Source organism: Microbacterium sp. NPDC055521, assembly GCF_053619695.1.
Window position 1 is genome coordinate 125872 of record NZ_JBSHJX010000002.1, and the last position, 23387, is coordinate 149258.

Here is a 23387-nt window from a genome sequence, read left to right on the forward strand (position 1 = left end):
ACCGCGCGTCAGACGCGACCGCGACGTGCGATGCCGGAGGTGAGCCGGCTGGGCAGCACGCGCGTGAACGCGACGATGAGCGTGTACCTCAGCGAGGGGATCGACACGGGCCGGCCGAGCGCGGCATCCCGCAGTCCGGCTCGCACGACCCGGGGCGCATCGAGCCACATGATCGATGGCACGCCCTCCTGACCACGGGCGAGCCCCATCCGCTCGTGGAAGCTCGTGCGCGTGAACCCGGGGCACAAGGCTGTGACGCTGACTCCGTCGCGACCGTACTCGGCGTTCGCCCACCGGCTGAACCCGATCAGCCACGACTTGCACGCGGAGTAGGTGGAGCGGGAGATGAAACCGGCCACGGAGGCCACGTTGATGATCCGCCCGCCCCGGCCGCGCATGGCGCGGATGGCCGCGTGCATGAGTCGCATCGACGCCTCGACGTGCACGCGCAGGTGCCGCACCTCATCGTCGATCGGGTTGTCGGCGAAGTGCAGCGGCAGGCCGAAGCCGGCGTTGTTGACGAGCAGATCGACGGGGGCGCCGGCATCGGCGATGCGGTCGGCGACGCGCTGCACGTCGGCCTCGATCGCCAGGTCGGCGAGCAGCACCTCGACATGCACGCCGTGCTCGTCGCGCAGCTGCGCGGCCAGCGCCTCGAGGGCGTCGGCGCTGCGGGCGACGAGCACGAGGTCGGCTTGACGCGCGGCGAGCTGCCGTGCGAATTCGGCGCCGAGTCCGGCGCTCGCTCCGGTGATCAGGGCGGTGGGCATCAGCGCTCGTATCCGAGGAAGCGGTACCGGATGCCGGTGCGGGACGTCTGCCACTCCCCCTCGTCCACCAGACGCCAGCCGTCGACCGGCGGCGCGTACGCGTCGCCGTCCACCTCGATGTCGAGCTCGGTGACCTCCAGGCGGTCGGCGTCGCCGATCACCTGCCGGAAGATCTCCGCACCCCCGATGATCCACACCCGCTCCTGCCCGCGCACGGCCTCGGCGATGCCGGCCACGCGTCGAGCGCCCTCCGCGCTCCAGTCCTGACTGCGCGTGATCACGATGTTCTCGCGGTCGGGCAGCGGCCGGAAGCGCTCGGGCAGGGAGTCCCAGGTGCGCCGGCCCATGATCACCGGCGCGCCGGAGGTGATCTCCTTGAAGTGCGCGAGGTCCTCGGGCACGTGCCAGGGCATCCCCCCACCGGCGCCGATGACGCCGCCGTTCGCCTGGGCCCAGATGAGCCCCGCCCAGGTCATACCGCCACCGCCGCGCGGATCGCCGGGTGGTGCTGGTAGCCGTCGACGGTGAAGTCCTCGTAGCGGTAGTCGAGGATCGACTCCGGCGTGCGCGAGAACGTCAGGGCCGGGTACGGGTACGGGTCTCGGGCGAGCTGCTGGCGCACCTGCTCGATGTGGTTGTCGTAGATGTGGCAGTCGCCGCCGGTCCAGACGAAGTCGCCCGGCTCGAGGCCCGTCTGCTGCGCCACCATGAGGGTCAGCAGTGCGTAGGAGGCGATGTTGAACGGAACGCCGAGGAACAGATCGGCGCTGCGCTGGTAGAGCTGGCACGACAGCCTGCCGTCGGCGACGTAGAACTGGAACAGGGCGTGGCACGGAGCCAGCGCCATGTCGGGGATGTCGGCCGGGTTCCACGCCGACACGATGAGGCGGCGCGAGTCGGGCGTTGCCCTGATCTGCTCGATGACCTCGGAGAGCTGGTCGATGTGGCCGCCGTCCGGCGTCGGCCACGAGCGCCACTGCACCCCGTACACCGGTCCGAGGTCGCCGGACGCGTCGGCCCACTCGTCCCAGATGGTCACGCCGTTCTCCTGCAGCCAGCGCACGTTCGAGTCGCCGCGCAGGAACCACAGCAGCTCGTACGCGATCGACTTGAAGTGCACGCGCTTGGTCGTGATCAGGGGGAATCCCGCAGAGAGGTCGAACCGGATCTGCCGCCCGAAGACGCTGGTGGTTCCCGTGCCGGTGCGGTCGTCCTTGTGCGTGCCCGACTCCAGCACGTCACGCAGCAGGTCTTCGTAGGGTGTCGGCACGACTGCACTCATGCCAGCAACGATACGTCACGCGGTGTCACACTCGGCTGCGGCCGCGTCGTTCGACGTAGCCTCGACGCATGCCGCTCGCGACCGCCCTGCTGATCACCGGCCTCCTGCTCGCCATCACGGTGGCGGCGGGTCTGCTGTGGCGCCTGCGAGACGGCCGCCGTCGTCGCGCCACCGGCGCCGTCGACGCCGACCGACTGGGTCTGCTCCGCGAGCGCGCGGCGCTCGTGCTGTTCAGCACCGACACCTGCTCGCGCTGCCCGCAGGTGCGCCGGATGCTGCGCGAGCTGGCCCCAGAGCGGGGCGCGATCGACGTGCACGACGTGGATCTCACCCATCGCCCCGACCTGGCATCCGAGAACCGCGTGCTGAGCACCCCCACCACCCTGCTCGTCGGCCCGGATGCCCGGGTCGTCGCCCGGTTCGTCGGCGTGCCACGCCGCGACGACATCACCGCCGCTCTGGACGAGCTGCCCGCGTTTCAGGAGACCGCATGACCGCCCGGAATCGAATCGACCCTCGAGGTCCGCGGTTCGCCGCGTGGATCACCTCGGCACTGCTGCTGATCGCGACGGTCCTGGCCCTCACCGGCATCGCCGCCTCAACCTCCTCACGGGGATGGGCGATCAGCACGGCATCCCTCGGCGAGCGGGTGACCGACCCCGGCTTCGTCGTTGCCGCGATCGTGGCTGCACTGTTCATCTGGGGAGTCGTCTCTCCCCCGACCTCGCCCTGGGCGGTGCTGTTCCGCACGGCCGTCCGGCCCCGCCTGACGCCGCCTGTCGAACTCGAGGATCCGCGCCCGCCGCGGTTCGCCCAGGGCGTCGGTCTGTTCGTCGTGGCTCTCGGCCTCGTGCTGCACCTCGTCGGCGTTCCCCTCGTGCTCCCGATCGCGACGGCCGCGGCATTCATCGCCGCCTTCCTCAACGCCGCCTTCGGCTTCTGCCTCGGCTGCCAGATGTACCTGCTGCTGCAGCGCGCGGGCGTGCTGCAGCAGAGCGAAGCGCCCACCTGACCTCTGTTCCGACGCAGACCGGCTCTGGATAGGCTGGCGAGGCGACGCGAACCCGCGGCGCGATGCCACGTGCGATTCTCGGAGGAACAATGACCGTCACCAGCGAAGCCGCAACCACCTGGACCGGATCCCTGATGGAGGGCTCGGGCACCGTCGCGTTCTCGAGCTCCAACCTCGGCACCTTCCCGATCGACTGGAAGTCGCGCAGCGAAGGATCCGACTCGACCACGACGCCGGAGGAACTCATCGCCGCCGCGCACGCGTCGTGCTTCAGCATGGCGCTCTCGCACGCGCTGGCCGAGAACGGCACCCCGCCCGAGCGTGTGAACACGTCGGCATCGGTCACCTTCAAGCCCGGCACCGGCATCACCGGCAGCCACCTGAATGTGAACGCGAGCGTTCCCGGGCTCACGCCGGAGAAGTTCCAGGAGATCGCCGAGGGCGCGAAGACCGGATGCCCGGTCTCGCAGGCGCTCGCCGGCATCGAGATCACCCTCGAGGCCAGCCTCGCCTGAAGCCCTCGATGTCAGGGCCGGGTCCGCGACAGCCTGATCGCCTCGCGGATGCTGGCCCTGGCTTCCTTACGCCGCCCGGCGGCATCCTGCACCACACCCAGACGGTAGCGGACGCGCCAGTCTCCCGGCTCGGCCTCGGCAGCCGCCCCGTACTGCGTGATCAGCGGGTCGATGTCGTCACGCAACAGGCGGCCGCTCGGCGTCAGACGTTCCGGGGCTTCGGGCATGCCGTCCTCTGCATCGAGCGTGCGCCCGAGCCGATCCGCCGCGAAGCCGAAGAGGAGTTCGCGCACCAGCGCCCACGCGCCGATCGGCGCGATCACGATCAGCGCGATCGCCATCCCGACCGAGATCGGAGTCGCGACGCGGAGGAACATCACCGCCAGCCAGCCGGCGGTGACCACGTAGAGCACCAGCGCCGCCCCCATCACGGCCACCCCGATCCGCGAGCTCACGCGCGTGCCCGGATTCCGATGTCGACGAGGTTCTCCAGCCCCACGGCTACACCGCGCGCATCGCGCGCGAACGGGACGGCGAGCCGGATGCCCGGGGCGTAGGCGGCCGCGGAATCGACCGTGTCGTGCACGATCGTCAGCGACTCGCCGGGGCCGGACAGGATTGCCTCCTGCTTGGCGATCACACCGGGACGACGCAGGGAGTGCACCGGAACGCCGGCGACCTGCTGTCCTCGCGCGCGCTGATCGACGTGCGGCGCCTGGAAAGGGCCCTGCGCCTCCCGCGCGGCGACCATCAGCTCGGCCGTGCGCACCGCGGTGCCGCTGGGTGAGTCGATCTTGCGATCGTGGTGCGCCTCGATGATCTCGGCGGACGGGAAGAACGGCGCGGCGGCCGCGGCGAGTGCCGAGCCCAGCGCCGAGCCCAGCGAGAAGTTGGGGATGAACACCGCGCCGGTGCCGGCGGCGTCGACCAGCGGGCGCACCAGCGCGATGCGCTCCTGCGACCATCCCGAGGTGCCGACCAGCACGTTGATGCCGCGCTCCACCGCCGCTCGCACCACGTCGATGCTCACCGCCGGGGTCGACGCGTCGACGACGAGGTCGGCGCCGTCCATCTCGGCGAGGTCGCTCGCCGAGCCGAGCACGGAGCGCACCTCGAAGCCGTCGAGCTGGTCGATCACCCCGTGGATGATACGTCCGAGTGAGCCTGTACCGCCGACGAGGGCGACCTGTGTCGTCATGGTCCCAGTCTAGATTCGCCCGCCCCGTGGCCCCGCCGTCGTGACCGTGACGGTCGTCGCCGCGTCAGACCAGAGCGCCCTCGGGCAGTCCGGTGCGCAGCTCCATCGGCAGGTGGCCGAGGTCGTTGTGGCTGAGCAGAGTCCACGGCCGGCCCTGCTTCTGCGCGATCACGGAGAGTCCGCAGTGCGCCTGGTTGAGTGTCATCCACCGCCAGTCCGGAGCGCCGAGCACCTCGCGCACGAACCACGAGATGACGAAGTTGTGGGTGATCAGCACCTCGTGCACGTCGCCGGTGCGCCTTCGCAGGAACTCGCCGACCGCATCGGCCATCTGCGCGGAGCCCGCCTCGATCTCGGCGTCGCTCACCGACCCGAAGAACGTTTCGTACACCGAGGGCACGTCGTCGCTCATGCCGCTGGGCACGCAGTCGAACAGCAGTGCAGACGGCACGGGGTCGACCGAGGGAAGGCGGGCGGCGATGGTGCGGGCGGTCTCCGTCGCCCGCAGCAGGGGCGAATGCCAGACGGCGTCCAGCGGAAGTCCGGAGAGACGATCCGCGATCAATTCGGCCTGACGTCGTCCTCGAGGCGAGAGCGGTCCGTCGTCGACGCCGTGCTCGGCATCCTGATGTTCGCCATGTCTGACCAGGTATATGTAATGCGTCACTGCCCGCTCGCTTCAGCCCGTCCCCCTCGGATGGGCGAGTCCAGCTTAGAACACCGCACCGACACGACGCCGAGGCGCGACGCGAGCCGCACGCTCGGTGCCCTCAGTCGCCGGCGCGGGTGAGTTCGACGATCTGCGAGCGCAGCAGGGAGATACCGGCGCCCTGCATGAGCTCTTCGACGTGCTCGGGTGCGAACGCGTTCACGATCGGCGCCACCACCGTGCGCTGCCCGAGCAGCCAGGCGATCGACACGGCCGCGACCGGCACCGACAGCTCGGCGGCGATGCGGTCGAGCACCCGCAGCACGCGGATGCCACGGCGGTTGAGATTGCCCTTCATCTGCTCGCCGCGCACGCCGGTGACGGCGGACTTGCTGCGATGCCGGCCCGAGAGGAACCCGTGCTCGAGTGCGTGCGAGGGGGTGACCGCGAGGTTCTGCGCGCCGGCCACCAGACGCAGATCCCCCTCGAATCCCCGACGGCGCACGAGGTTGTAGGGCTCGTCGACGACCTCGATGCGCGGGTAGCCGGCCGAGGCGAGGATCCTCGCTTCGACGAGACGCTCCGCGGCGAAGCGGAACGCTCCCACCGAGCGGATCTTCCCCGCGTCGCGCAGCCATTCCACCGTCGCGAGGGTGTCTTCCAGCACCGAGCTGGTGTCGAGCGTGGCGTCCAGGTACACCACATCGATGCAGTCGACCGCGAGCCGCGTGAGCGACCCCTCTACCGCACGCACGAGGTTGACCGACCCGAGACCGGGGTTGTCGGCGTGCGAGCCGATGCGCACGCTCAGACTGATCCGGTCGCGGATGCGGCGCGCGCGAAGCCACTGCCCGATGATGTGCTCGCTGCGTCCGCCGGAGAACCCGTCGGCCGTGTGCACCGCGTTGCCGCCGAACTCGATGAACCGGTCGAGGATCTGGCTGCTGGTGCGCTGGTCGGTGCTCCAGCCGAACTCCGCGGCGCCGAGCATGAGCGGGAAGATCGACAGTCCGGTCTCGCCGAGCGGCACCCGGATGCCCTCCCCGACCCCGGGTCCGACCACGGGGATCGGGGCGGAGGGATGCGAGTCGGAGCCGGGTACGGTGCTGGTCGGCGCGCCGGCCGTGCCGGCTGCTCCTGTGCCGAAGAGCTTCACATCGCCACCCCCGTAGCTGCGCACCTCGGGTGCGTACTTCGAGGGTAGGCGAGCCCGGGCCCGGTGCTCGCCATGACAGCATCACCGGCGGCAAGTTCTGGTAACGGTTCGATCACATCGGATACGAAGGAACCCGGGATCGCGGCGCTGGGCGCACGATCCCGGGTTCCTTCGGTCATGGATGCCGCTCAGCGGGCATCCGGACGGCTCACGCCTCAGCGGTCTCCGACTCGCCCTCTGCGGGTGCGTCCTCGGTGACCGGCTCGAGCGACAGCTTGCCGCGGTCGTCGATCTTGGTGATGCGCACGAGCAGCTTCTGGCCGACCGAGAGGACGTCATCGACGTTCTCGACGCGCTTGCCACCGGCGAGCTTGCGCACCTCGGTGACGTGCAGCAGTCCGTCCTTGCCCGGCAGCAGCGACACGAAGGCGCCGAAGGTGGCGATCTTCACGACGGTGCCGAGGAACTGCTCGCCGACCTCCGGGTTGGTGGGGTTGGCGATCGCGTTGACCTGCGCGCGAGCGGCTTCCGCCGACGGTCCGTCGGTCGCGCCGATGTAGACGGTGCCGTCCTCCTCGATGGAGATCTGCGCGCCGGTCTCATCCTGGATCGCGTTGATCGTCTTGCCCTTCGGGCCGATCAGCTCGCCGATCTTGTCGACCGGGATCTGCACGCTGATGACGCGCGGCGCGGTCGGCGCCATCTCGTCGGGAGCGTCGATCGCGGCGTTCAGCACGTTGAGGATGGTCAGGCGGGCGTCGCGCGCCTGGGTCAGCGCGCCGGCAAGCACCGACGACGGGATGCCGTCGAGCTTGGTGTCGAGCTGGATCGCGGTGATGAACTCCGACGTGCCGGCGACCTTGAAGTCCATGTCGCCGAGTGCGTCTTCCGCACCCAGGATGTCGGTCAGGGCAGCGTACCGGGTCTCACCGTCGACCTGATCGGAGACCAGGCCCATGGCGATGCCTGCGACGGCGGAGCGCAGCGGCACACCGGCGTTGAGCAGCGACAGGGTCGATGCGCAGACGGAGCCCATCGAGGTCGAGCCGTTCGAGCTGAGCGCCTCGGAGACCTGGCGGATCGCGTAGGGGAACTCCTCGCGGCTCGGCAGCACCGGCACGAGGGCGCGCTCGGCAAGGAAGCCGTGCCCGATCTCGCGACGCTTCGGCGACCCGACGCGGCCGGTCTCACCGGTCGAGTAGGGCGGGAAGTTGTAGTGGTGCATGTAGCGCTTGCTCGTGGTGGGCGACAGCGAGTCGATCTGCTGCTCCATCTTGAGCATGTTCAGCGTGGTGACACCCATGATCTGGGTCTCGCCGCGCTGGAAGATCGCCGAGCCGTGCACGCGCGGGATGACCTGCACCTCCGCGTCGAGCGGACGGATGTCGGCGAGGCCGCGGCCGTCCATGCGCACACCCTCGGTGAGGATGCGTCCGCGGACGATCGTCTTGGTGACCGACTTGTACGCGGCGGAGAACTCCAGCGGGGCCGCAGCGGGCAGCTGGCCCGCCTCGGTCGCCTCGATCAGCTCGGCCTTGACGCGATCCTTGATCGCGTCGTCGGCGTTCTGACGCTGCTGCTTGTCGGCGATCTGGTAGACGCCCGTGAGCTCGTCGTAGGCGCGACCGGCCACGAAGTCGTAGACCTCCTGGCTGTACGCCGGGAAGACCGGGTACACGCCCGGCTCCTTGGACGCGGTGGCGGCGAGCTCGGCCTGAGCCTTGACGAGCTGGGCGATGAACGGCTTCGCGGCCTCGAGGCCCTCGGCGACGACATCCTCGTTGGGCTTGGTGGCGCCGGCCTTGATCAGGTTCCAGCTGCCCTCGGTCGCCTCGGCCTCGACCATCATGATCGCGACGTCTTCGGATCCGTCGGTCTTGGTGACCACGCGGCCCGCGACGATCAGGTCGAACACGGCCTCGGAGACCTGCTCGGCGTTGGGGAACGCGACCCACTGGTCGGCGTGCTCGCCGTGACCGGGGATGAACGCCAGGCGGACGCCGGCGATCGGACCCGAGAACGGCAGACCCGAGATCTGGGTCGACGCGGATGCGGCGTTGATCGCCAGGGCGTCGTAGTACTCGCCCGGGGCGATCGACAGCACGGTGATGACGATCTGCACCTCGTTGCGCAGGCCGTCGACGAACGACGGGCGCAGCGGACGGTCGATGAGACGGCAGACGAGGATCGCCTCGGTGGAGGGACGACCCTCACGACGGAAGAACGAACCGGGGATCTTGCCTGCGGCGTAGGAGCGCTCCTCGACGTCGACCGTCAGCGGGAAGAAGTCGAAGCCCTCACGCGGGTGCTTGCCCGCGCTGGTGGCCGACAGGAGCATGGTCTCGTCGTCGAGGTAGGCCGCGACCGCGCCCTGAGCCTGCTGGGCGAGGCGTCCGGTCTCGAAGCGGACGGTGCGGGTGCCGAAGCGGCCGTTGTCGAGAACGGCCTCGGTGGCGGTGATTTCAGGACCTTCCAAGAGGTCTCTCCTTCTTTGTTTAGGCTCGCTCGCCCGTGTGGCGCGCGAGTTGTCGCGAAGGAGCGGATGCGGGTAGATATAAGCGCGCGGGGATTCCCGCCGATCACGCCTGCGCTGGCCACCAGTAGAAGATCACCCGGCGCCGTGTGCGACGAGGAACCCACCACAGGGGACCAGCTTCTCAGCCGACCGCTCCGTGAATCGATGTGAAGTTGTGCGGCGCAGACAGCACCACTGTCGATCCTATCAGCGAGGGTGTCCACGCCGGGTTCAGCGCGGCGGTTCGAGAGCGGACGCCGCCGAAATCGGCTGTCTTCGCCTAAACTGACGAGCATGAGCGAAGACAAGGCAGTCTCTTCCGAGGAGATGAAGCGCAAGTTCAGGGAAGCGCTCGACAAGAAGAACGCGCAGAGTCGGGGCGGAGAGTCACACCTGGACGGTGACTCCGCCGTTCATGCGACCCACGCGCCGCAGATGAAGCGCGAGTTCCGCCGCAAGAGCGGCTGAGCTGCTTTCGACGCGAGATGAAGGGCTGCGACACGAATGTCGCAGCCCTTCGTCGTCCCCGAGGATGACTCGACTCGGGCGTCACTCCCCCGCGAGCCCTCCGAGCAGGTGTCCGAACGAGCGCCCTTCACCGAGGTAGGTCGCGGGATCGTACGGGTCGACGACCTCTGCGGCACCGCGCCTGGCGATCGCCTCGGCGAGCTCTCTCGCACCCCTCTCGACGCGCTTGGCGAGCGGGGCGACCTCGTCACCCGCGCCGCCCCAGTCGCTGGATGCCGCGAAGACGCCGGTCGACACCGGTTCGGCGTGCAGGTAGGCGAACAGCGGACGGATCGCGTAGTCGATCGCCAGCGAGTGCCGGGCGGTGCCGGCGTTCGCGCCGATGAGCACCGGCTTGCCGGTCAGGGCATCCGGGTCGAGCACGTCGATGAACGATTTGAAGAGCCCCGAGTAGCTCGTCGAGAAGATCGGCGTGGCCACGATCAGCCCGTCGGCCGAGACGACGGTGTTGATGGCCGTCTCGAGCGCCGGCCGGGCGAATCCCGTCAGCAGGTTGTCGGTGATGTCGTGCGCCAGATCGCGCAGCTCGATCACGTCGACCTTCACGTCGATGTCGCGCTCTCGCAGCGCCTTCGCGGTCTCCGCAGCCAGACGGTCGGCCAGCATCCGCGTGGACGAGGGGTTCGACAGGCCGGCCGAGACGACGGCGATGCGACGTTCGCCCATCTCAGGCATCCTTCCGGTCGAGGCCGAACGCCGCGCCCGCGGCGACCGGCGCGTCCTGGTAGGGGGATCCTGCGGTCAGGTTGTCGCCGCGGTTCGCGGACGGGCGCGCCTGACGCGAGGGCCCGTCACCGTAGGCCGCACGCACCCGCGCGGCGTGCGTGGGGGCATCCGGAACCGCCTCGGCGCGGTTCTTTGCGAGCTCGCGACGCAGCACCGGCACGACCTCGCCGCCGAGGATGTCGAGCTGCTCGAGCACGGTCTTCAGCGGAAGGCCGGCGTGGTCGATGAGGAACAGCTGCCGCTGGAAGTCGCCGAACGCGTCGCGCATCGACGCGTAGCGGTCGATGACCTGCTGCGGGGATCCGACGGTCAGCGGCGTCATCTCGGTGAAGTCCTCCATGCTGGGGCCGTGGCCGTAGACGGGTGCATTGTCGAAGTAGGGACGGAACTGCGTCACCGCATCCTGGGAGTTGGCGGCCATGAAGACCTGACCGCCGATGCCGACGATGGCCTGCTCGGGTGTGCCGTGGCCGTAGTGGGCGTAGCGCTGCCGGTACAGCTCGATGAGGCGCTGGTAGTGCTCCTTCGGCCAGAAGATGTTGTTCGCGAAGAAGCCGTCGCCGTAGTAGGCGGCCTGCTCGGCGATCTCAGGCGTGCGGATGGATCCGTGCCAGACGAAGGGCGCCACGCCGTCGAGCGGTCGCGGTGTCGCGGTGAAGCCCTGCAGCGAGGTGCGGAACTTCCCCTCCCAGTCGACGACGTCCTCGTCCCACAGCTTGCGCAGCAGCGCGTAGTTCTCGATCGCGAGCGGCAGTCCCTGGCGGATGTCCTTCCCGAACCACGGGTAGACCGGACCGGTGTTGCCGCGGCCGAGCATGAGGTCCATGCGTCCGTCCGAGACGTGCTGCAGCATCGCGTACTCCTCGGCGATGCGCACGGGGTCGTTCGTGGTGATCAGCGTCGTCGAGGTGGACACGATCAGTCGCTCGGTCTGAGCGGCGACGTGCGCGAGGAAGGTGGTCGGACTCGACGACCAGAACGGCGGGTTGTGGTGCTCGCCGATCGCGAAGACGTCGAGGCCGACCTCTTCGGCGTGCCTGGCGATCACGGCGGTCGCCTTGATGCGCTCGGCCTCGCTCGGGGTGACGCCGGTCGTCGGATCCTGCGTGATGTCGCTGACCGACATGATGCCGAACTGCACCGGGTTCTGCTCGTTCACTGTTCTCTCTCCGCTCCGAATGCCCGGAAGCATCCGTTCTATTCACTTGAATGTACTTGTTGGAACCCCGAAGCGGCCACTTTATTCCCGCATGTCCGCAACCGCTAACCTCGTGCCATGAGCAGTGCCGAGCAGCATCCGCCCGCGACCGCGACGACGGGCACCGCTGCACGGCCCCGTCGCCGGGTTCCGTTCTGGGACAACGCGCGGTTCGCGTGCATCGTACTGGTCGTGATCGGGCACGGTACCCAGCGGCTGATCTACGACTCCGATGTCTCGTACGCGTTCTACCTGTGGGTGTACGCGTTCCACATGCCCGCCTTCGCCCTCATCTCCGGCTACTTCTCGAAGGCTGGAACCCCCACGAAGCGCCAGATGGCTCGTGTGATCACCGACATCCTCGTCCCCTACGTGATCTTCGAAGGGCTGTGGACTCTCACCAAGTGGCTGGTCGAGGGAAGGGCCGACCCGAATCTCACACAGCCCTCCTGGACGCTGTGGTTCCTGCTCGCCCTGGGCATCTTCCGCCTGGTGCTCCCCTACCTCGCCCTGCTGCGGTGGCCGCTTGCCTGGGCCCTCGTGATCTCGGTCGGTGTCGGATACGTGCCCAACGTCGACAGCACGTTCTCGCTGTCCCGCACGCTGGGCCTGCTGTTCTTCTTCACTCTCGGCTGGTGGCTCAGGGAGCGCGACGTGGTGCGCCGTCTGCATCTCATCGAGTACCGGCCGTGGTGGGTGCGCGCGATCGCGATGGCCGTCCTCGTCGCGTGGGGCGTGGCCTGCTGGCTGTGGCTGGATGTCTGGGAGGCCATCGACCTCAGGCACTGGCTGTTCTATGACGACTCGTACGCCGACCTCGGCGGCGAGCAGTGGTGGGCGGGCGCCGTCCGCCTCGGGCTCATCCTGCTGGCGGTCCTGCTCAGCGCCTGCTTCTTCGCGCTGCTGCCGCGGCGCACGCAGCGCTGGACCACGCTGGGCCAGTACACGATGTACGTGTACCTGCTGCACTCGTTCGTGCTCTACCCGTTCCGCGAGTCGGGTGTGCTGCGCGGCTTGGATCCGACCTGGATCTGGCTTCCGCTCATCATCGCGCTCTCCGTCTGTATCGCGTTCGCGCTCTCGTCGAAGCCGGTGCGGTCACTGTTCCGTCCGCTGGTCGAGCCGCGCCCGCGCTGGATGTTCCGCGACCCCGAGCTGGCGTCGGGAAGCGACCACCGCAGCGATCCGACCGGTTCGCGGCGCAGCCGCTGAGCCCCGGTCAGGCGAAGAGCGCCGCGCCCACGTACGATCCGGAGGCCGCGCCAGGCGGCACAGCCCAGACGCCCGATCCGACGTGCCGGATGTACTCGACGAGCAGATCCGTCGACAGGCGCTTCTGCAGTGCGATGAACCGCGCCGGGTCTCGCTGGTACGAGAGGAAGAACAGCCCGGCGTCGAGACGTCCGAGCGCGTTGTTCCCGCCGACGTAGTTGAACCCGCGGCGCAGGATCCGCACGCCGTCGTTCGTGTCGGGGTGAGCGAGTCGCACATGGCTGTGCACCTCGAGGCCGGCCAGATTCGGCGCCGTCATCTCGGTGCCGCCGCTGAGCGGTGCTCCCTCCGCCTTGTCGCGCCCGAAGATCCGTTCCTGCTCGCCGAGGCGCACCCGGTCCCAGGTCTCGATGAGCATAGCGATCTTGCGGGCCACGAGATACGCACCACCCGCCATCCACTCCGGATCGTCATCGCCCGCCCACACGTGCGCGTCGAGCGCGTCCTGGTCGTCGGCGAGGATGTTCGCGGTCCCGTCCTTGAAGCCGAAGAGGTTCCGAGGCGTCTGCTGCTGCGCACTCGTGCGGGAGGTCTTTCCGAAGCCGAGCTGCGACCATCGCAGCTTGGCGCGCCCGAAGGCGATCCTGCTGAGGTTGCGGATCGCATGCACGGCGACCTGGGGGTCGTCCGCGCAGACCTGGATGCACAGATCGCCGTCGGACTGACCGGGGTCGAGGTCGTCGCCGAGGAACGCCGGCAGTCGTTCGAGCTTCGCCGGGCGTCTGTCGCCGATGCCGTACCGATCGCCGTCTTCGTTCGCGAACAGGGTCGGTCCGAACCCGAACGTGACCGTGAGGTTCGCGGCATGCAGCCCCAGGGCCTCCCCCGTGTCGTCGGGTGGGGCGTCGGGCCCGCCGCCGGCGGCACCGGACGCGCTCACCTCGAGTCCCTGGGTGAGACGCGACGCCGCGTAGCTCCAGTCCTGGAGCAGCTCGATCAGGTCGCTCCGGTCACTGCGGGGCATCATGTCGAATGCGGCGAAGTGCAGGTGCTCCTGCACCTCGGTGGTGATACCCGCCTGATGCTCTCCGAAGAACGCGTGCCTGTCCTCGGCATCCGCGTCCCTGCGCGTGGCCCCGAAGGCGTATCCGATGCCGCCGCCGGCCAGCGCGAGCGCAGCCCCGCCTCCGGCGGCCAGACTCAGCAGGCCTCGCCGACTCAGGCCCGCGCGGGGCTGCTCGTCGTCGTGTGTCATGCCTGCTCGCCCTCAGGACAGGGTCGTGGCGGTCAGCTGCGACAGCGGCTCGGCGAGGGCGTTGATGAGGTCGATGAGCTCTCGTCTGTGACCGTCGGTGAGATCCGTGAACGGGACGAAGCCGTTCTGCAGGGAGCCCTGCCGAGCAAGGGCGCTTTCGAGGTCGGCGTAGCCGGTCGATATCTCATCGACGAGCCTCTCGCCGTCGGCGCCCTTCGACGCGGCCAGCTCCCGCACCAGCGAGAATGCCATCTTCGACCCCTCGACGTTGGCGGCGAAGTCGTAGAGGTCGGTGTGCGACCACCAGTCCTCCTCGCCGGTGATCTTCCCCGTCGCGACCTCGTCCAGAAGCGCGACGGCGCCGTTCGAGATCCCCGCGATGCCCTGATCATCCAAAGCGGTCGTGAAGTCTTCCGAGTGCACGTAGTCGAAGAGCTCCTGCACGTCGGCGATCAGCAGGTCGCCGTACTCGCCGCGTTCCTCGGGCGTCGACGGCGCCCAACCCTGCCAGGCGGGAGTCGCACCGTCGGAGTTGAGGGCATCCGGTGCCGGCTGCCAGAGATCTTTCTCGATGCGGTGGAACCCGGTCCACTCCAGGCCCTCGGCGACGGCGTCGACCTCGCGGTAGTCGATGCGCGGGTCGAGATCGCCCAGCGCCTCGGCGACGGGCTCGATGCGCTCGTATGAGGCACGCGCCAGCGGGAAGAGGTCACGCGCCCTCTGATCGTCCCCGGCGGTGTAGGCGTTCACCAGGTCAGCGACATCGGGCACGAGGGCTCCGACCTGGTCTTTGACGAAGGCGGCGTAGAGATCGACCGCCTGCTGCTTCTGCTCGGCATCGGGGCCGTCGATGCTCACCTTGTCGCCCGAGACCGCGAACGCGGCCTTGCCCACGCCGTCTCCGATCATGCCCGGCTTGCACACGGTGTAGTAGTCGCCGGGCTGTGCGGTGACAGTGAGGGTGCGCGACGCCGCCGGGGCGATGTTCTCGACCTCGCCGACGATGCGCAGACCGTCGTCGGCCAGGAGGTAGAACTCGGTGACCTGGTCGCCGTCATTGGTCACATCGAACGTCAGCGTTCCGCTGGTGGCCGTGTCGGTCGAGACGGCGCATGCACTGTCGGTCGACGACACGGTGAACGATGCCGCGGGGTCGGCGGACTGCTTGGCGACGCAGCCGCTGAGGGCCGTCACGGCGATGGCGCCGAGGGCGATGACGCCCAGCGTTCGGGATGTGTCGGTCATGCTGCTCCAGAAGAATCGGTCACGAGGTCTTCGCAGCGCGCCGCCGGCGCGGATACGGGACTCGAAGCGGGTCGAGGGGTACGCGAGCGCGCGAGCCCGCGGACGAAGAGAGTGCCGACGACTGCCATGTACAGCGTCCATGCGATCACCTGCAGCCAGGTCATGCGCGGCATGAAGCCGATCGTCGCCTGCAGGATGGTCGCCCAGGCACCGCCCGGGGCGATCACGGCGGTGGCGTCGAAGGCCCACCCGAAGGGGAAGCCGAGGACTCCGGTGAGCACGGCCCCGGTCAGCGCATCCGTGGGAGCGGCGGCGGTGAAGGGACCGCCCAGCACTCCGGCCTCCTGCAGATCCATCACGGCGTAGGCGAGCACACCCGCCGCGACGACGACGAGGAAGCCGCCCGTCCACGCGAAGAAGCGCCTGAGGTCGAGCTGAACCGCCCCGCGCGCGAGCAGCCAGCCGACGATCACGGCGAGGAGCAGGCCGAGCAGCGCACCGAGCAGTGACTGCGGCGCGTTGCCGAAGGACTGCACCATCGACCACAGCAGCAGCGTGGTCTCGATGCCCTCACGGGCCACCGAGATGAATCCCACGGCGATCAGCGCCCACAGGCTCCCGTGCGCGAGAGCGCGGTCCACACCGCCCTGCAAGTTCGACTTCATCGTGCGGCCGGCCTTCTGCATCCAGAAGATCATCCAGGTGACCATGCCCACCGCCACCAGCGAGAGCGAACCTCCGATGATCTCCTGCGCTTCGGTGGCGAGGGCGTACGCACCAAAGGTGAGGATCGCGCCGATGCCCAACGCGAGGGCGATGGCAAGACCGATGCCGGTCCACATGCGGCCCAGCACGTCCGCGCGGCCGAGCCGGCGGATGTAGGCGACCAGGATGCCTACGACGAGGGCGGCTTCGAGGCCCTCGCGGAGGCCGATGAGGAGCGCTGCGAACACAGGATTCGATTCTGCCGACGGATCACTAAGGACTGCCTTACCTAAGCGACTTTAGCACCCGGTTCCCTGCACCCCCGCCCATCGACCGGTAAGAGAAGGCAACATTCGTGCACACGCGCGGACCTGGTCCTACCGTCGACGCATGACCGATCTCACCCTCCCCATCCTCGACCTGTCTCAGCTTGACGCCGGCGCAGAGGCGGCTGCGCGGTTCCGTGCGGACCTGCGCGCGGCCACGCGCGACGTGGGCTTCTTCTACCTCACGGGCACGGGCATCTCCACGGATCTCGAACAACGGCTGAACCGCGCCGCGCGGGACTTCTTCGCGCTTCCCGACGAGGACAAGCTCGCCATCGAGAACGTGAAGAGCGCGCACTTCCGGGGTTACACGCGCATCGGCGGGGAGCGGACGAAGGGCGCCGTCGACTGGCGTGAGCAGATCGACATCGGTCCGGAACAGGATGCTGTCGAGGGCGGTCCGGCGTTCAACCGCCTCATCGGCCCGAACCTCTGGCCTCATGCGCAGCCGGAGCTGCGCGCCGTCGTCGCGGAGTGGCACGCCGCCCTGTCGGGCATCGCGCGGAAGCTGCTGCGTGCGTGGGCGCTGGCTCTCGGCGCCGAGGAGTCGTACTTCGACGACCACTTCGGTGAGCCGTCCACCCTCATCAAGATCGTCCGCTATCCCGGCACGACCGACCCCGAGCCTCAGCAGGGCGTGGGCGCGCACAAGGACAGCGGCGTGCTCACCCTGCTCTGGGTGGAGCCGGGCAGGGGCGGCCTGCAGGTCGAACGAGACGGCGAGTGGGTCGACGCGCCGCCGGTCGACGGAGCGTTCGTGGTGAACATCGGCGAGCTTCTCGAGTACGCGACGGACGGGTACCTCAGGGCCACCAACCACCGCGTGGTCTCGCCGCGAGCGCCGCACGACCGGCTGTCGATCCCGTTCTTCTTCAACCCGGCTCTCGACACGAAGCTGCCGCTGATAGAGCTCCCGGCCGACCTCGCCGCGCACGCGCGCGGCGTGACCCGCGACCCGGGGAATCCGATCCACAGTCTCTACGGCGAGAACGCGCTGAAGTCGCGCCTGCGAGCGCACCCCGACGTCGCGGCGATCCACCACCCCGACCTCGTCGGCGCAGTCTCCTAGCCTGCCACGACGGGGCCCGGCTCGCCGGGCTGGCCGGGTCGGTCCGGCTGGCCGGGCTGGCCGGGCTGGCCGGGTCGGTCCGGCTGGCCGGGGAGGTCCGGTTCGCGGGGCTGGCCGGACTGGTCCGACTGGGCCGGAGCCCAGCCGAACTCCACGATCGCTCGCAGGGCATCGAGGTGCGCCTGGAAGGCGTGCCGCCCCTCGGCCGTACCCGCCACCCAGGTGCGCGGGCGACTACCTGCCCGTCCCCGCCTGACCTGCACGTAGCGCTCCGCCTCCAGCGCCGAGATCGCCTTGCTCAATGCCGAGTCCGACACCTGCAGGATGCTGCCGAGCGTGGCGAAGTCCAGCTCGAGGTCGTCGCCGAGCGCAGCCATGAGAGAGAAGCGGATGGGGCTCGCGAAGCTGTCGTCGAGCCGCAGTCGCGGGTGCTGCCGCGGGGGCTGTTCAGGCACGACGCTGCTCCAGCGCCGCACCGATCGCGAAGGCAACCGTGACCACCGCGCCTGCTGCGCACGCCGCCGCCGCGAGCGGAAGCGTGGTGAACTGAGCCGTCAGCGCCAGGCCCACGAGGATCGCCCCGCCGCTCGCGAGGCAGCTCCAGTGGAAGGCGCCCCATGCCGCGACGATGCGGGAGCCGCCGCCGCCCATCGCAGAGAAGAGCCACGCCACGAGGGCCAGCATCACCACGAGGTTGGCGACATGGGCGACGATCGCCGACGGCGTGGCGACGCACGCGATCATGACGCCCATCGCCAGGCCGATGCACATCGTCTCGATCCGGACCGCACGGTCGAAGGGGATGCGCTGCCGCGGCGCCCGCTCGGACGGCGCCCGTCGACCCTCGTCGACCGCGAGGATGCCGAAGAGCACGAGTGCGAGTGCAGCGGGGGCGAGGCGCACGACGATCGGGATGTCGATGCCGAGAGCGAGCGCGGTCAGCGATCCGATGACCATGACGACGAGCACCACCACCACCGCCGTCCGCAGCCGCTGCTCTCGTCCTCGACGCTGATACCCGTACTCCTCGCGCAGGGCGCTGGCGAGCTGGGTCCAGAGGATGAACGGCGCGACGAGCGCGATGATGTTCACGCGGTCGGTCGGCGGGAAGCAGAGCATGAGCGCGATCAGGTACATCGAGAACGCCGCGCCCTCGATCAGCAGCAGCCGCGCGGCCCCGCGTCGATCGATCATCGCCTCGCGCCGCCGCGCGACACGGACGGACTCGTCGAGATAGGCGCGGGCGACGTCACCCGACGGCGGCTCGTAGGGCTGTAGACCGGGTTCCGCTCGGTGCTCCATGGCGCTCCTCGCTTTCCATCTGGAAACTGTTCACTTTCCTACCGGAAAGTGAACGAGGTTGCAAGCGACGCGGGAATGACGAGAGCCGCCCCACACCGTGGGGCGGCTCTCCAAGAATGTTCTGCGCGATTGAACGCTGGTCGATTACCGGCGCAGACCGAGACGCTCGATGAGCGAGCGGTAACGGTTGATGTCGACGTCCTGCAGGTAACCCAGCAGGCGACGGCGCTGACCGACGAGCAGGAAAAGGCCACGGCGCGAGTGGTGGTCGTGCTTGTGTGCCTTGAGGTGCTCGGTGAGGTCCTTGATGCGCTGCGTCAGCATTGCGACCTGCACCTCGGGGGATCCGGTGTCACCGGGGTGCGTCGCGTACTCTTCGATGATCGCCTTCTTGACGTCTGCTTCCAGTGCCATAGATTCGATCCCCTCTCTGCTTGCTGCGCGGTGCCCGACGCCGAATGCGTGGGCTCTCTTTATCCGCGGCCGATCAAACGGCAACCTCGACAGTCTACCAGCATCCCGGCGGCCGGATACGCACCGGTAGCCTCGACGGGTGCCGATCTCCCGCGCCCATCTGATCGATCTCAGCCCGCTGAGATCGAGCCCAGCTTTTGCGCGCATGTGGATCGGCTCGGCCCTCGCCGGGATCGGCGGCCAGCTCACGATCGTGACCGTGATGCTGCATGTGTTCGAGCTGACCGCCAGCACATTCGCGGTCTCGATGATCGCGGTGGCCGGGCTCGTGCCGATGGTCCTCGCCGGACTCTACGGCGGGATGCTGGCCGACGCCTTCGACCGGCGGCGCGTGGCGCTGATCGCGGCGACCATCGCCTTCGTGGCGACGGCACTGCTCGCCGGGCTGACATGGACGGACACGGAGACGATCTGGTGGCTGTACGGCCTCAGCATGGTCATCGCGGCAGCCAACTCGGTGGGCATGGCGACCCGCACGGCGATCGTGCCGCGCCTGATCCCGCTGAATCAGCTCGCGGCGGCGTCGGCGCTGAACGGCGTCGCCTTCGGCCTGACCGTGATGATCGGCCCCGCCGTGGCGGGTGTGCTCGTCGCCCTCACCGGCTTCGGGTGGACGTACACTATCGATGTCGTCCTCATGCTGTGCATGTTCCTCGGGCTGTGGACACTGCCGGCGCTGCTGCCCGAGGGCACGATCGTCCGGCCGGGCCTGGCATCCCTCGTCGACGGATGGCGCTTTCTGCGCCGGGCGGGCAACATCCGAGCGCAGTACCTGCTCGACATCGCCGCGATGACCTTCGGCAACCCGCTCGCCCTCTACCCGGCGCTCGGCACGGTGCTGCTCGGCGGCGGTGCCGTGACGACGGGACTGCTGACGGCGTCGGTCGCGGTCGGCACCTTCGCGTCGAGCCTGTTCTCAGGCAGGATCGTGCAGTACCGCTGGCACGGCGTCGGCATCGCCAGGGCGGTGCAGGCCTACGGCGCCACGATCGCGCTGTTCGGGGCGATTCTGCTCGTCGGGGTGTTCCTGCCCCCGGCATCCGAGCACTCCCCCGACGTCCCGCTCATCACCGTCGCCTGCATCGCGCTCGCCCTTTCGGGAGCGGCCGACAACATCAGCTCGATCTACCGCAACACGATGATGCAGGCCGCGGTGCCCGACGCGATGCGCGGACGCCTGCAGGGTGTGTTCATCATCGTCGTCGCCGGCGGGCCCCGACTCGGGGCGCTGTACGCCGGCACTCTGGCTACGCTCACCGCACTGTGGTTCCCGCCGCTGCTGGGCGGGATGCTGGTGATCGGCCTCGCCGTGATGATCGCCCGACTCACGCCGCGCTTCCGCGCCTACGATGCACTGAGCCCGGAGGCCTGAACCGCTCGTGGCGGCTCGACCCCCGGGCTCGGGATGCCATCGTGCTCAGGCCTGCAGGGCGCCCTGCAGGTCGAGGTCGATCCTGATGTCCTTGCCGACGAGCACGCCACCGGTCTCGAGAGCGGCGTTCCAGGTCAGACCGAAGTCCTCCCGGTTGATCACGGTCGTGGCCGAGGCGCCGGCCTTGTAGTTGCCCCACGGGTCGGTGCCGAAGCCGCCGAAGTCGAACTCGAAGCTGACCGGCTTCGTGATCCCGCGGATGGTGAGGTCGCCGTCGACGAAGAAGTCGCCGTCCTCGACGCGCGCTCCGGTGGAGACGAAGTCCATGGTCGGGAAGTTCTCGACGTCGAAGAAGTCCGCCGAACGAAGGTGGTTGTCGCGACCCTCGTCCTTGGTGTCGACGGATGCGACGTCGACGCTCGCCTCGACCTTGGCCTCGAGCGGATTCTCGGGGGCGAGGAGCGTGGCGTCCTTGATGCCGAACGAGCCGCGCACCTTCGAGATCATCATGTGGCGGACGCTGAAGGTGACCTCGCTGTGGCTGGGGTCCAGGACCCAGGTGCCGGGACGGTAGCCGGGGATGTCGATCGACATGTGTGTTCTCCTTGACGTTCATCGGTGCGCTCTCGCGCGGTACCGAAGATAACTTACATTCACATGCATATATTCCCGCGAGCCCGGATCAATGCAAGAACCCCCGTCCACCGAGGTGGACGGGGGCTCTTGCGACGAGGATCGGATCGACTCAGCCGACCGCGACGAGATCGATGATGAAGATCAGGGTCTTGCCCGCCAGGAAGTGACCGGAGCCGGCCGCGCCGTAGGCGAGGTGCGGCGGGATGACCAGCTCACGACGTCCGCCGACCTTCATGCCCGGGATGCCGTCCTGCCAGCCCTGGATCAGGCCGCGCAGCGGGAACTGGATGGTCTCGCCGCGACCCCACGACGAGTCGAACTCCTCGCCGGAGTCGTATTCGACACCGGCGTAGTGCACCGTGACGGTGTCGCCGGGCGATGCCTCGGCGCCGTCGCCCTCGACGATGTCGCGGATGACGAGCTCTGCGGGGGCGGGTCCGGTGGGGGCCTCGAACTCGGGCTTCGTGCGTTCAGTCATGACTCCATCCAACCCCGGCGCGCGTCGCCGGGTCAATGCGAGACGTCCGCTGAGCGCGTAACGCGATCCGCCGCGTCAGTCTCGGTCGGTGATGTCGCGCGACAGTCGCTGGGACACCCAGACCGGGATGAAGGATGCCAGGATGACGACCGTCGCGACGACGTTCACCACGTTCGCCTCGTTCGGCCTGGCCATCTGGTTCATGATCCACAGCGGCAGCGTGTCGACGCCGGGTGGCGCGGTGAAGATCGTGACGTAGACCTCGTCGAAGCTGAGCGCGAAGGCGAGGATCGCACCGGCGACCAGGGCGCTGCGGAACTGCGGGAAGGTCACCATCCGGAAGGTCTGCCACGGCGTCGCGCCGAGATCCTGCGATGCCTCTTCGAGGCTCGGGTTCATGCGACGCAGACGCGCGAGCACGTTGTTGAACACCATCACGATGCAGAAGGTGCCGTGCGCGATGATCATCCCCCAGAAGCCGACCTGGATGCCGATCGGCTCGAGCATCTGGTTGTAGGTGTTGTTCAGCGCGACGCCGGTGACGATGCCGGGCAGCGCGATCGGCAGCACGACGAGGAGGTTCACGGAGCGCTGCCCGAAGAAGCGGTAGCGCTGCAGGGCGAAGGCGACCAGCGTGCCCAGCACCAGCGCGATCGCCGTGGCGCCGGTGGCGACCAGCACCGAGTTGAGCACCGCGTCCCGGACAGGCTGGCTGGTGAACGCCCGGGCCCACCACTCCAGCCCGAAGCCGGAGACCGGCCAGCTGGCGATGCGTGCGGAGTTGAAGGAGTTCAGCACCACGAGCATGAGCGGGATGTACATGAACGCGAGGATGATCGCGACGATGACCCCGAGGACGATCTTGGAGGTGCGCGACAGTCTCAGCATGGTCGGCTCACATCCTTTCCAGGGCGCCGGTGCGCTGCACGCTCACCAGGTAGATGACGACGAAGGCGATGGGCACCACCGAGAATGCTGCGGCGAGCGGCGGGTTCAGGTTGATGTTCGACGCGATGACGCTTCCGATCATCTGCGTGTCGCCGCCGACGAACTTCGCCACGAGGTAGTCGCCGAGACTCAGCGAGAAGGTGAACACGGATCCGGCGATGATCGCCGGCTTGATGAGCGGCAGCACGACCGTGCGGATGGTGCGCCACGACCCTGCGCCAAGGTCGGCCGAGGCGTCGAAGAGGTTCGCGGGCAGCTGGCGGATCGCTGTGTAGACGGGGACCGCCATGTACGGCAGCCAGAGGTAGGTGAGGGTGAGCACGACCGTGAAGACGGTGAAACCGGGCCCCTTGATGCCGAGCGGGGCCAGCATCCAGTTGAAGAAGCCCTGCTCGGTGAACGTGATGCGCATCGCGATGACCTTCACGAGATAGCCGGCCCACAGCGGCAGGGTGATCGAGACGGCCAGCACCGCTCGCAGCCACGGCGAGGCGACCTTCGCCATGAAGATGCCCAGTGGGACGGAGATGAGGATGGCAAGCGCGGTGACGCCGAGCGCGATGCCGAGGGTGCGCAGCGCGGTGGATGCGTACGCCGGGTTCGCGACGAGCTGCTGGAAGTTGCCGAAGGTGAAGCCGGGCTTGACCTTCGAGGTGAACGGATCGGTGATCCAGAACGCCGTCACCAGCAGCATGACGAGCGAGAAGATGTAGATGCCGATCAGCCAGGCCATGGGCAGGGCCAGCAGGCCGGCGATGCGTGCGCGGCGCGTCATGTCGTTCCTGTCGTCGTCGAGAGGGTGGGATCCGGGGCGGA

At 68.7% G+C, this 23387-nt stretch carries 27 protein-coding genes; 7 read left to right on the forward strand and 20 right to left on the reverse strand.

Going from position 1 to position 23387, the window contains the following annotated elements:
- Positions 1–8: 8 nt before the first annotated feature.
- From ACWGSM_RS02460 to ACWGSM_RS02470, 3 genes are read right to left on the reverse strand one after another with little or no spacing between them, the layout of a single operon-like run.
- Complete coding sequence (locus tag ACWGSM_RS02460) at positions 9–770, reverse strand: SDR family NAD(P)-dependent oxidoreductase (RefSeq protein WP_452321390.1); 762 nt, start codon at positions 768–770, stop codon at positions 9–11.
- Positions 770–1246, reverse strand: a complete 477-nt coding sequence (locus ACWGSM_RS02465) for a dihydrofolate reductase (protein ID WP_452321391.1) — start codon at positions 1244–1246, stop codon at positions 770–772. Before ACWGSM_RS02465 ends, ACWGSM_RS02460 begins: the two co-directional genes overlap by 1 nt.
- Entirely contained in the window at positions 1243–2052 is an 810-nt protein-coding gene (locus ACWGSM_RS02470; protein ID WP_452321392.1) for a thymidylate synthase, read from the reverse strand. The genes ACWGSM_RS02465 and ACWGSM_RS02470 overlap by 4 nt, the downstream gene beginning before the upstream one ends.
- A 68-nt stretch (positions 2053–2120) precedes the next feature.
- Here ACWGSM_RS02470 and ACWGSM_RS02475 point away from each other — a divergent pair, with 68 nt between their 5' ends.
- The 3 genes from ACWGSM_RS02475 (at position 2121) to ACWGSM_RS02485 (ending at position 3579) form a co-directional block, all read left to right on the forward strand.
- Positions 2121–2546 (forward strand): thioredoxin family protein, encoded by a 426-nt coding sequence (locus ACWGSM_RS02475; RefSeq protein WP_452321393.1) that lies wholly within the window; start codon positions 2121–2123, stop codon positions 2544–2546.
- The gene (locus ACWGSM_RS02480; RefSeq protein WP_452321394.1) at positions 2543–3064 is read left to right on the forward strand and encodes a DUF4395 domain-containing protein; all 522 of its coding nucleotides are present in this window, start codon (positions 2543–2545) and stop codon (positions 3062–3064) included. Before ACWGSM_RS02475 ends, ACWGSM_RS02480 begins: the two co-directional genes overlap by 4 nt.
- Before the next feature lie 89 nt (positions 3065–3153).
- Positions 3154–3579 (forward strand): OsmC family peroxiredoxin, encoded by a 426-nt coding sequence (locus tag ACWGSM_RS02485; RefSeq protein ID WP_101187023.1) that lies wholly within the window; start codon positions 3154–3156, stop codon positions 3577–3579.
- A gap of 11 nt (positions 3580–3590) precedes the next feature.
- Here ACWGSM_RS02485 and ACWGSM_RS02490 read toward each other — a convergent pair whose 3' ends face one another.
- The 5 genes from ACWGSM_RS02490 to ACWGSM_RS02510 all read right to left on the reverse strand — a co-directional run bounded on the left by ACWGSM_RS02490 (position 3591) and on the right by ACWGSM_RS02510 (position 9058).
- Complete coding sequence (locus ACWGSM_RS02490; protein WP_452321395.1) at positions 3591–4034, reverse strand: hypothetical protein; 444 nt, start codon at positions 4032–4034, stop codon at positions 3591–3593.
- The gene (gene dapB, locus ACWGSM_RS02495; protein ID WP_452321396.1) at positions 4031–4777 is read right to left on the reverse strand and encodes a 4-hydroxy-tetrahydrodipicolinate reductase; all 747 of its coding nucleotides are present in this window, start codon (positions 4775–4777) and stop codon (positions 4031–4033) included. Before dapB ends, ACWGSM_RS02490 begins: the two co-directional genes overlap by 4 nt.
- A gap of 64 nt (positions 4778–4841) precedes the next feature.
- A complete protein-coding gene (locus tag ACWGSM_RS02500) occupies positions 4842–5444 on the reverse strand; it encodes a histidine phosphatase family protein (RefSeq protein ID WP_452321397.1) in 603 nt (200 codons plus the stop codon).
- Positions 5445–5547: 103 nt separating this feature from the next.
- Positions 5548–6606 carry an aldo/keto reductase gene (locus ACWGSM_RS02505; protein ID WP_452321398.1) on the reverse strand — a complete coding sequence of 353 codons (1059 nt, stop codon included), beginning with the start codon at positions 6604–6606 and terminating at the stop codon, positions 5548–5550.
- Between the two features lie 184 nt (positions 6607–6790).
- Complete coding sequence (locus ACWGSM_RS02510) at positions 6791–9058, reverse strand: polyribonucleotide nucleotidyltransferase (RefSeq protein ID WP_452321399.1); 2268 nt, start codon at positions 9056–9058, stop codon at positions 6791–6793.
- Between the two features lie 333 nt (positions 9059–9391).
- Between ACWGSM_RS02510 and ACWGSM_RS02515 the strand changes: the two genes are divergently transcribed.
- The gene (locus ACWGSM_RS02515; RefSeq protein WP_313354820.1) at positions 9392–9565 is read left to right on the forward strand and encodes a DUF5302 domain-containing protein; all 174 of its coding nucleotides are present in this window, start codon (positions 9392–9394) and stop codon (positions 9563–9565) included.
- Between the two features lie 81 nt (positions 9566–9646).
- On the opposite strand, the gene ACWGSM_RS02520 is transcribed toward ACWGSM_RS02515, so the two are convergent.
- Together ACWGSM_RS02520 and ACWGSM_RS02525 are read right to left on the reverse strand one after the other, a co-directional pair.
- Positions 9647–10291 carry an FMN reductase gene (locus tag ACWGSM_RS02520; RefSeq protein ID WP_452321400.1) on the reverse strand — a complete coding sequence of 215 codons (645 nt, stop codon included), beginning with the start codon at positions 10289–10291 and terminating at the stop codon, positions 9647–9649.
- A 1-nt stretch (position 10292) separates the two neighbouring features.
- Positions 10293–11510, reverse strand: coding sequence for an LLM class flavin-dependent oxidoreductase (locus tag ACWGSM_RS02525; protein ID WP_452321401.1), 1218 nt, complete (start codon positions 11508–11510; stop codon positions 10293–10295).
- A gap of 117 nt (positions 11511–11627) precedes the next feature.
- Here ACWGSM_RS02525 and ACWGSM_RS02530 point away from each other — a divergent pair, with 117 nt between their 5' ends.
- Entirely contained in the window at positions 11628–12761 is a 1134-nt protein-coding gene (locus ACWGSM_RS02530; protein WP_452321402.1) for an acyltransferase family protein, read from the forward strand.
- Between the two features lie 7 nt (positions 12762–12768).
- Here ACWGSM_RS02530 and efeB read toward each other — a convergent pair whose 3' ends face one another.
- From efeB to efeU, 3 genes are read right to left on the reverse strand one after another with little or no spacing between them, the layout of a single operon-like run.
- A complete protein-coding gene (efeB, locus tag ACWGSM_RS02535) occupies positions 12769–14016 on the reverse strand; it encodes an iron uptake transporter deferrochelatase/peroxidase subunit (protein ID WP_452321403.1) in 1248 nt (415 codons plus the stop codon).
- Positions 14017–14028: 12 nt separating this feature from the next.
- Positions 14029–15261 (reverse strand): iron uptake system protein EfeO, encoded by a 1233-nt coding sequence (gene efeO, locus ACWGSM_RS02540; protein ID WP_452321404.1) that lies wholly within the window; start codon positions 15259–15261, stop codon positions 14029–14031.
- Positions 15258–16214, reverse strand: a complete 957-nt coding sequence (gene efeU / locus ACWGSM_RS02545; RefSeq protein WP_452321405.1) for an iron uptake transporter permease EfeU — start codon at positions 16212–16214, stop codon at positions 15258–15260. The genes efeO and efeU overlap by 4 nt, the downstream gene beginning before the upstream one ends.
- A 142-nt stretch (positions 16215–16356) precedes the next feature.
- Here efeU and ACWGSM_RS02550 point away from each other — a divergent pair, with 142 nt between their 5' ends.
- On the forward strand, positions 16357–17361 hold the full coding sequence (locus tag ACWGSM_RS02550) for an isopenicillin N synthase family dioxygenase (RefSeq protein WP_452321406.1): 1005 nt from the start codon (positions 16357–16359) through the stop codon (positions 17359–17361).
- Here ACWGSM_RS02550 and ACWGSM_RS02555 read toward each other — a convergent pair.
- The 3 genes from ACWGSM_RS02555 to rpsO form a co-directional block, all read right to left on the reverse strand.
- Positions 17358–17816 carry a transcriptional regulator gene (locus tag ACWGSM_RS02555; protein ID WP_452321407.1) on the reverse strand — a complete coding sequence of 153 codons (459 nt, stop codon included), beginning with the start codon at positions 17814–17816 and terminating at the stop codon, positions 17358–17360. The two genes, ACWGSM_RS02550 and ACWGSM_RS02555, sit on opposite strands and share 4 nt — an antisense overlap.
- Positions 17809–18663 carry a hypothetical protein gene (locus ACWGSM_RS02560; RefSeq protein ID WP_452321408.1) on the reverse strand — a complete coding sequence of 285 codons (855 nt, stop codon included), beginning with the start codon at positions 18661–18663 and terminating at the stop codon, positions 17809–17811. Before ACWGSM_RS02560 ends, ACWGSM_RS02555 begins: the two co-directional genes overlap by 8 nt.
- Positions 18664–18807: 144 nt before the next feature.
- Entirely contained in the window at positions 18808–19077 is a 270-nt protein-coding gene (gene rpsO, locus ACWGSM_RS02565; RefSeq protein ID WP_071642334.1) for a 30S ribosomal protein S15, read from the reverse strand.
- Between the two features lie 145 nt (positions 19078–19222).
- Here rpsO and ACWGSM_RS02570 point away from each other — a divergent pair, with 145 nt between their 5' ends.
- Positions 19223–20509 (forward strand): MFS transporter, encoded by a 1287-nt coding sequence (locus ACWGSM_RS02570; protein WP_452321586.1) that lies wholly within the window; start codon positions 19223–19225, stop codon positions 20507–20509.
- A 45-nt stretch (positions 20510–20554) separates the two neighbouring features.
- On the opposite strand, the gene ACWGSM_RS02575 is transcribed toward ACWGSM_RS02570, so the two are convergent.
- The 4 genes from ACWGSM_RS02575 to ACWGSM_RS02590 all read right to left on the reverse strand — a co-directional run bounded on the left by ACWGSM_RS02575 (position 20555) and on the right by ACWGSM_RS02590 (position 23346).
- Positions 20555–21103, reverse strand: coding sequence for a YceI family protein (locus ACWGSM_RS02575; protein ID WP_452321409.1), 549 nt, complete (start codon positions 21101–21103; stop codon positions 20555–20557).
- A 151-nt stretch (positions 21104–21254) separates the two neighbouring features.
- A complete protein-coding gene (locus ACWGSM_RS02580) occupies positions 21255–21623 on the reverse strand; it encodes an FKBP-type peptidyl-prolyl cis-trans isomerase (RefSeq protein WP_452321410.1) in 369 nt (122 codons plus the stop codon).
- 75 nt (positions 21624–21698) lie between these two features.
- Entirely contained in the window at positions 21699–22511 is an 813-nt protein-coding gene (locus ACWGSM_RS02585; protein WP_313354792.1) for an ABC transporter permease, read from the reverse strand.
- 7 nt (positions 22512–22518) lie between these two features.
- Entirely contained in the window at positions 22519–23346 is an 828-nt protein-coding gene (locus ACWGSM_RS02590; protein ID WP_313354790.1) for an ABC transporter permease, read from the reverse strand.
- Positions 23347–23387: the final 41 nt, after the last annotated feature.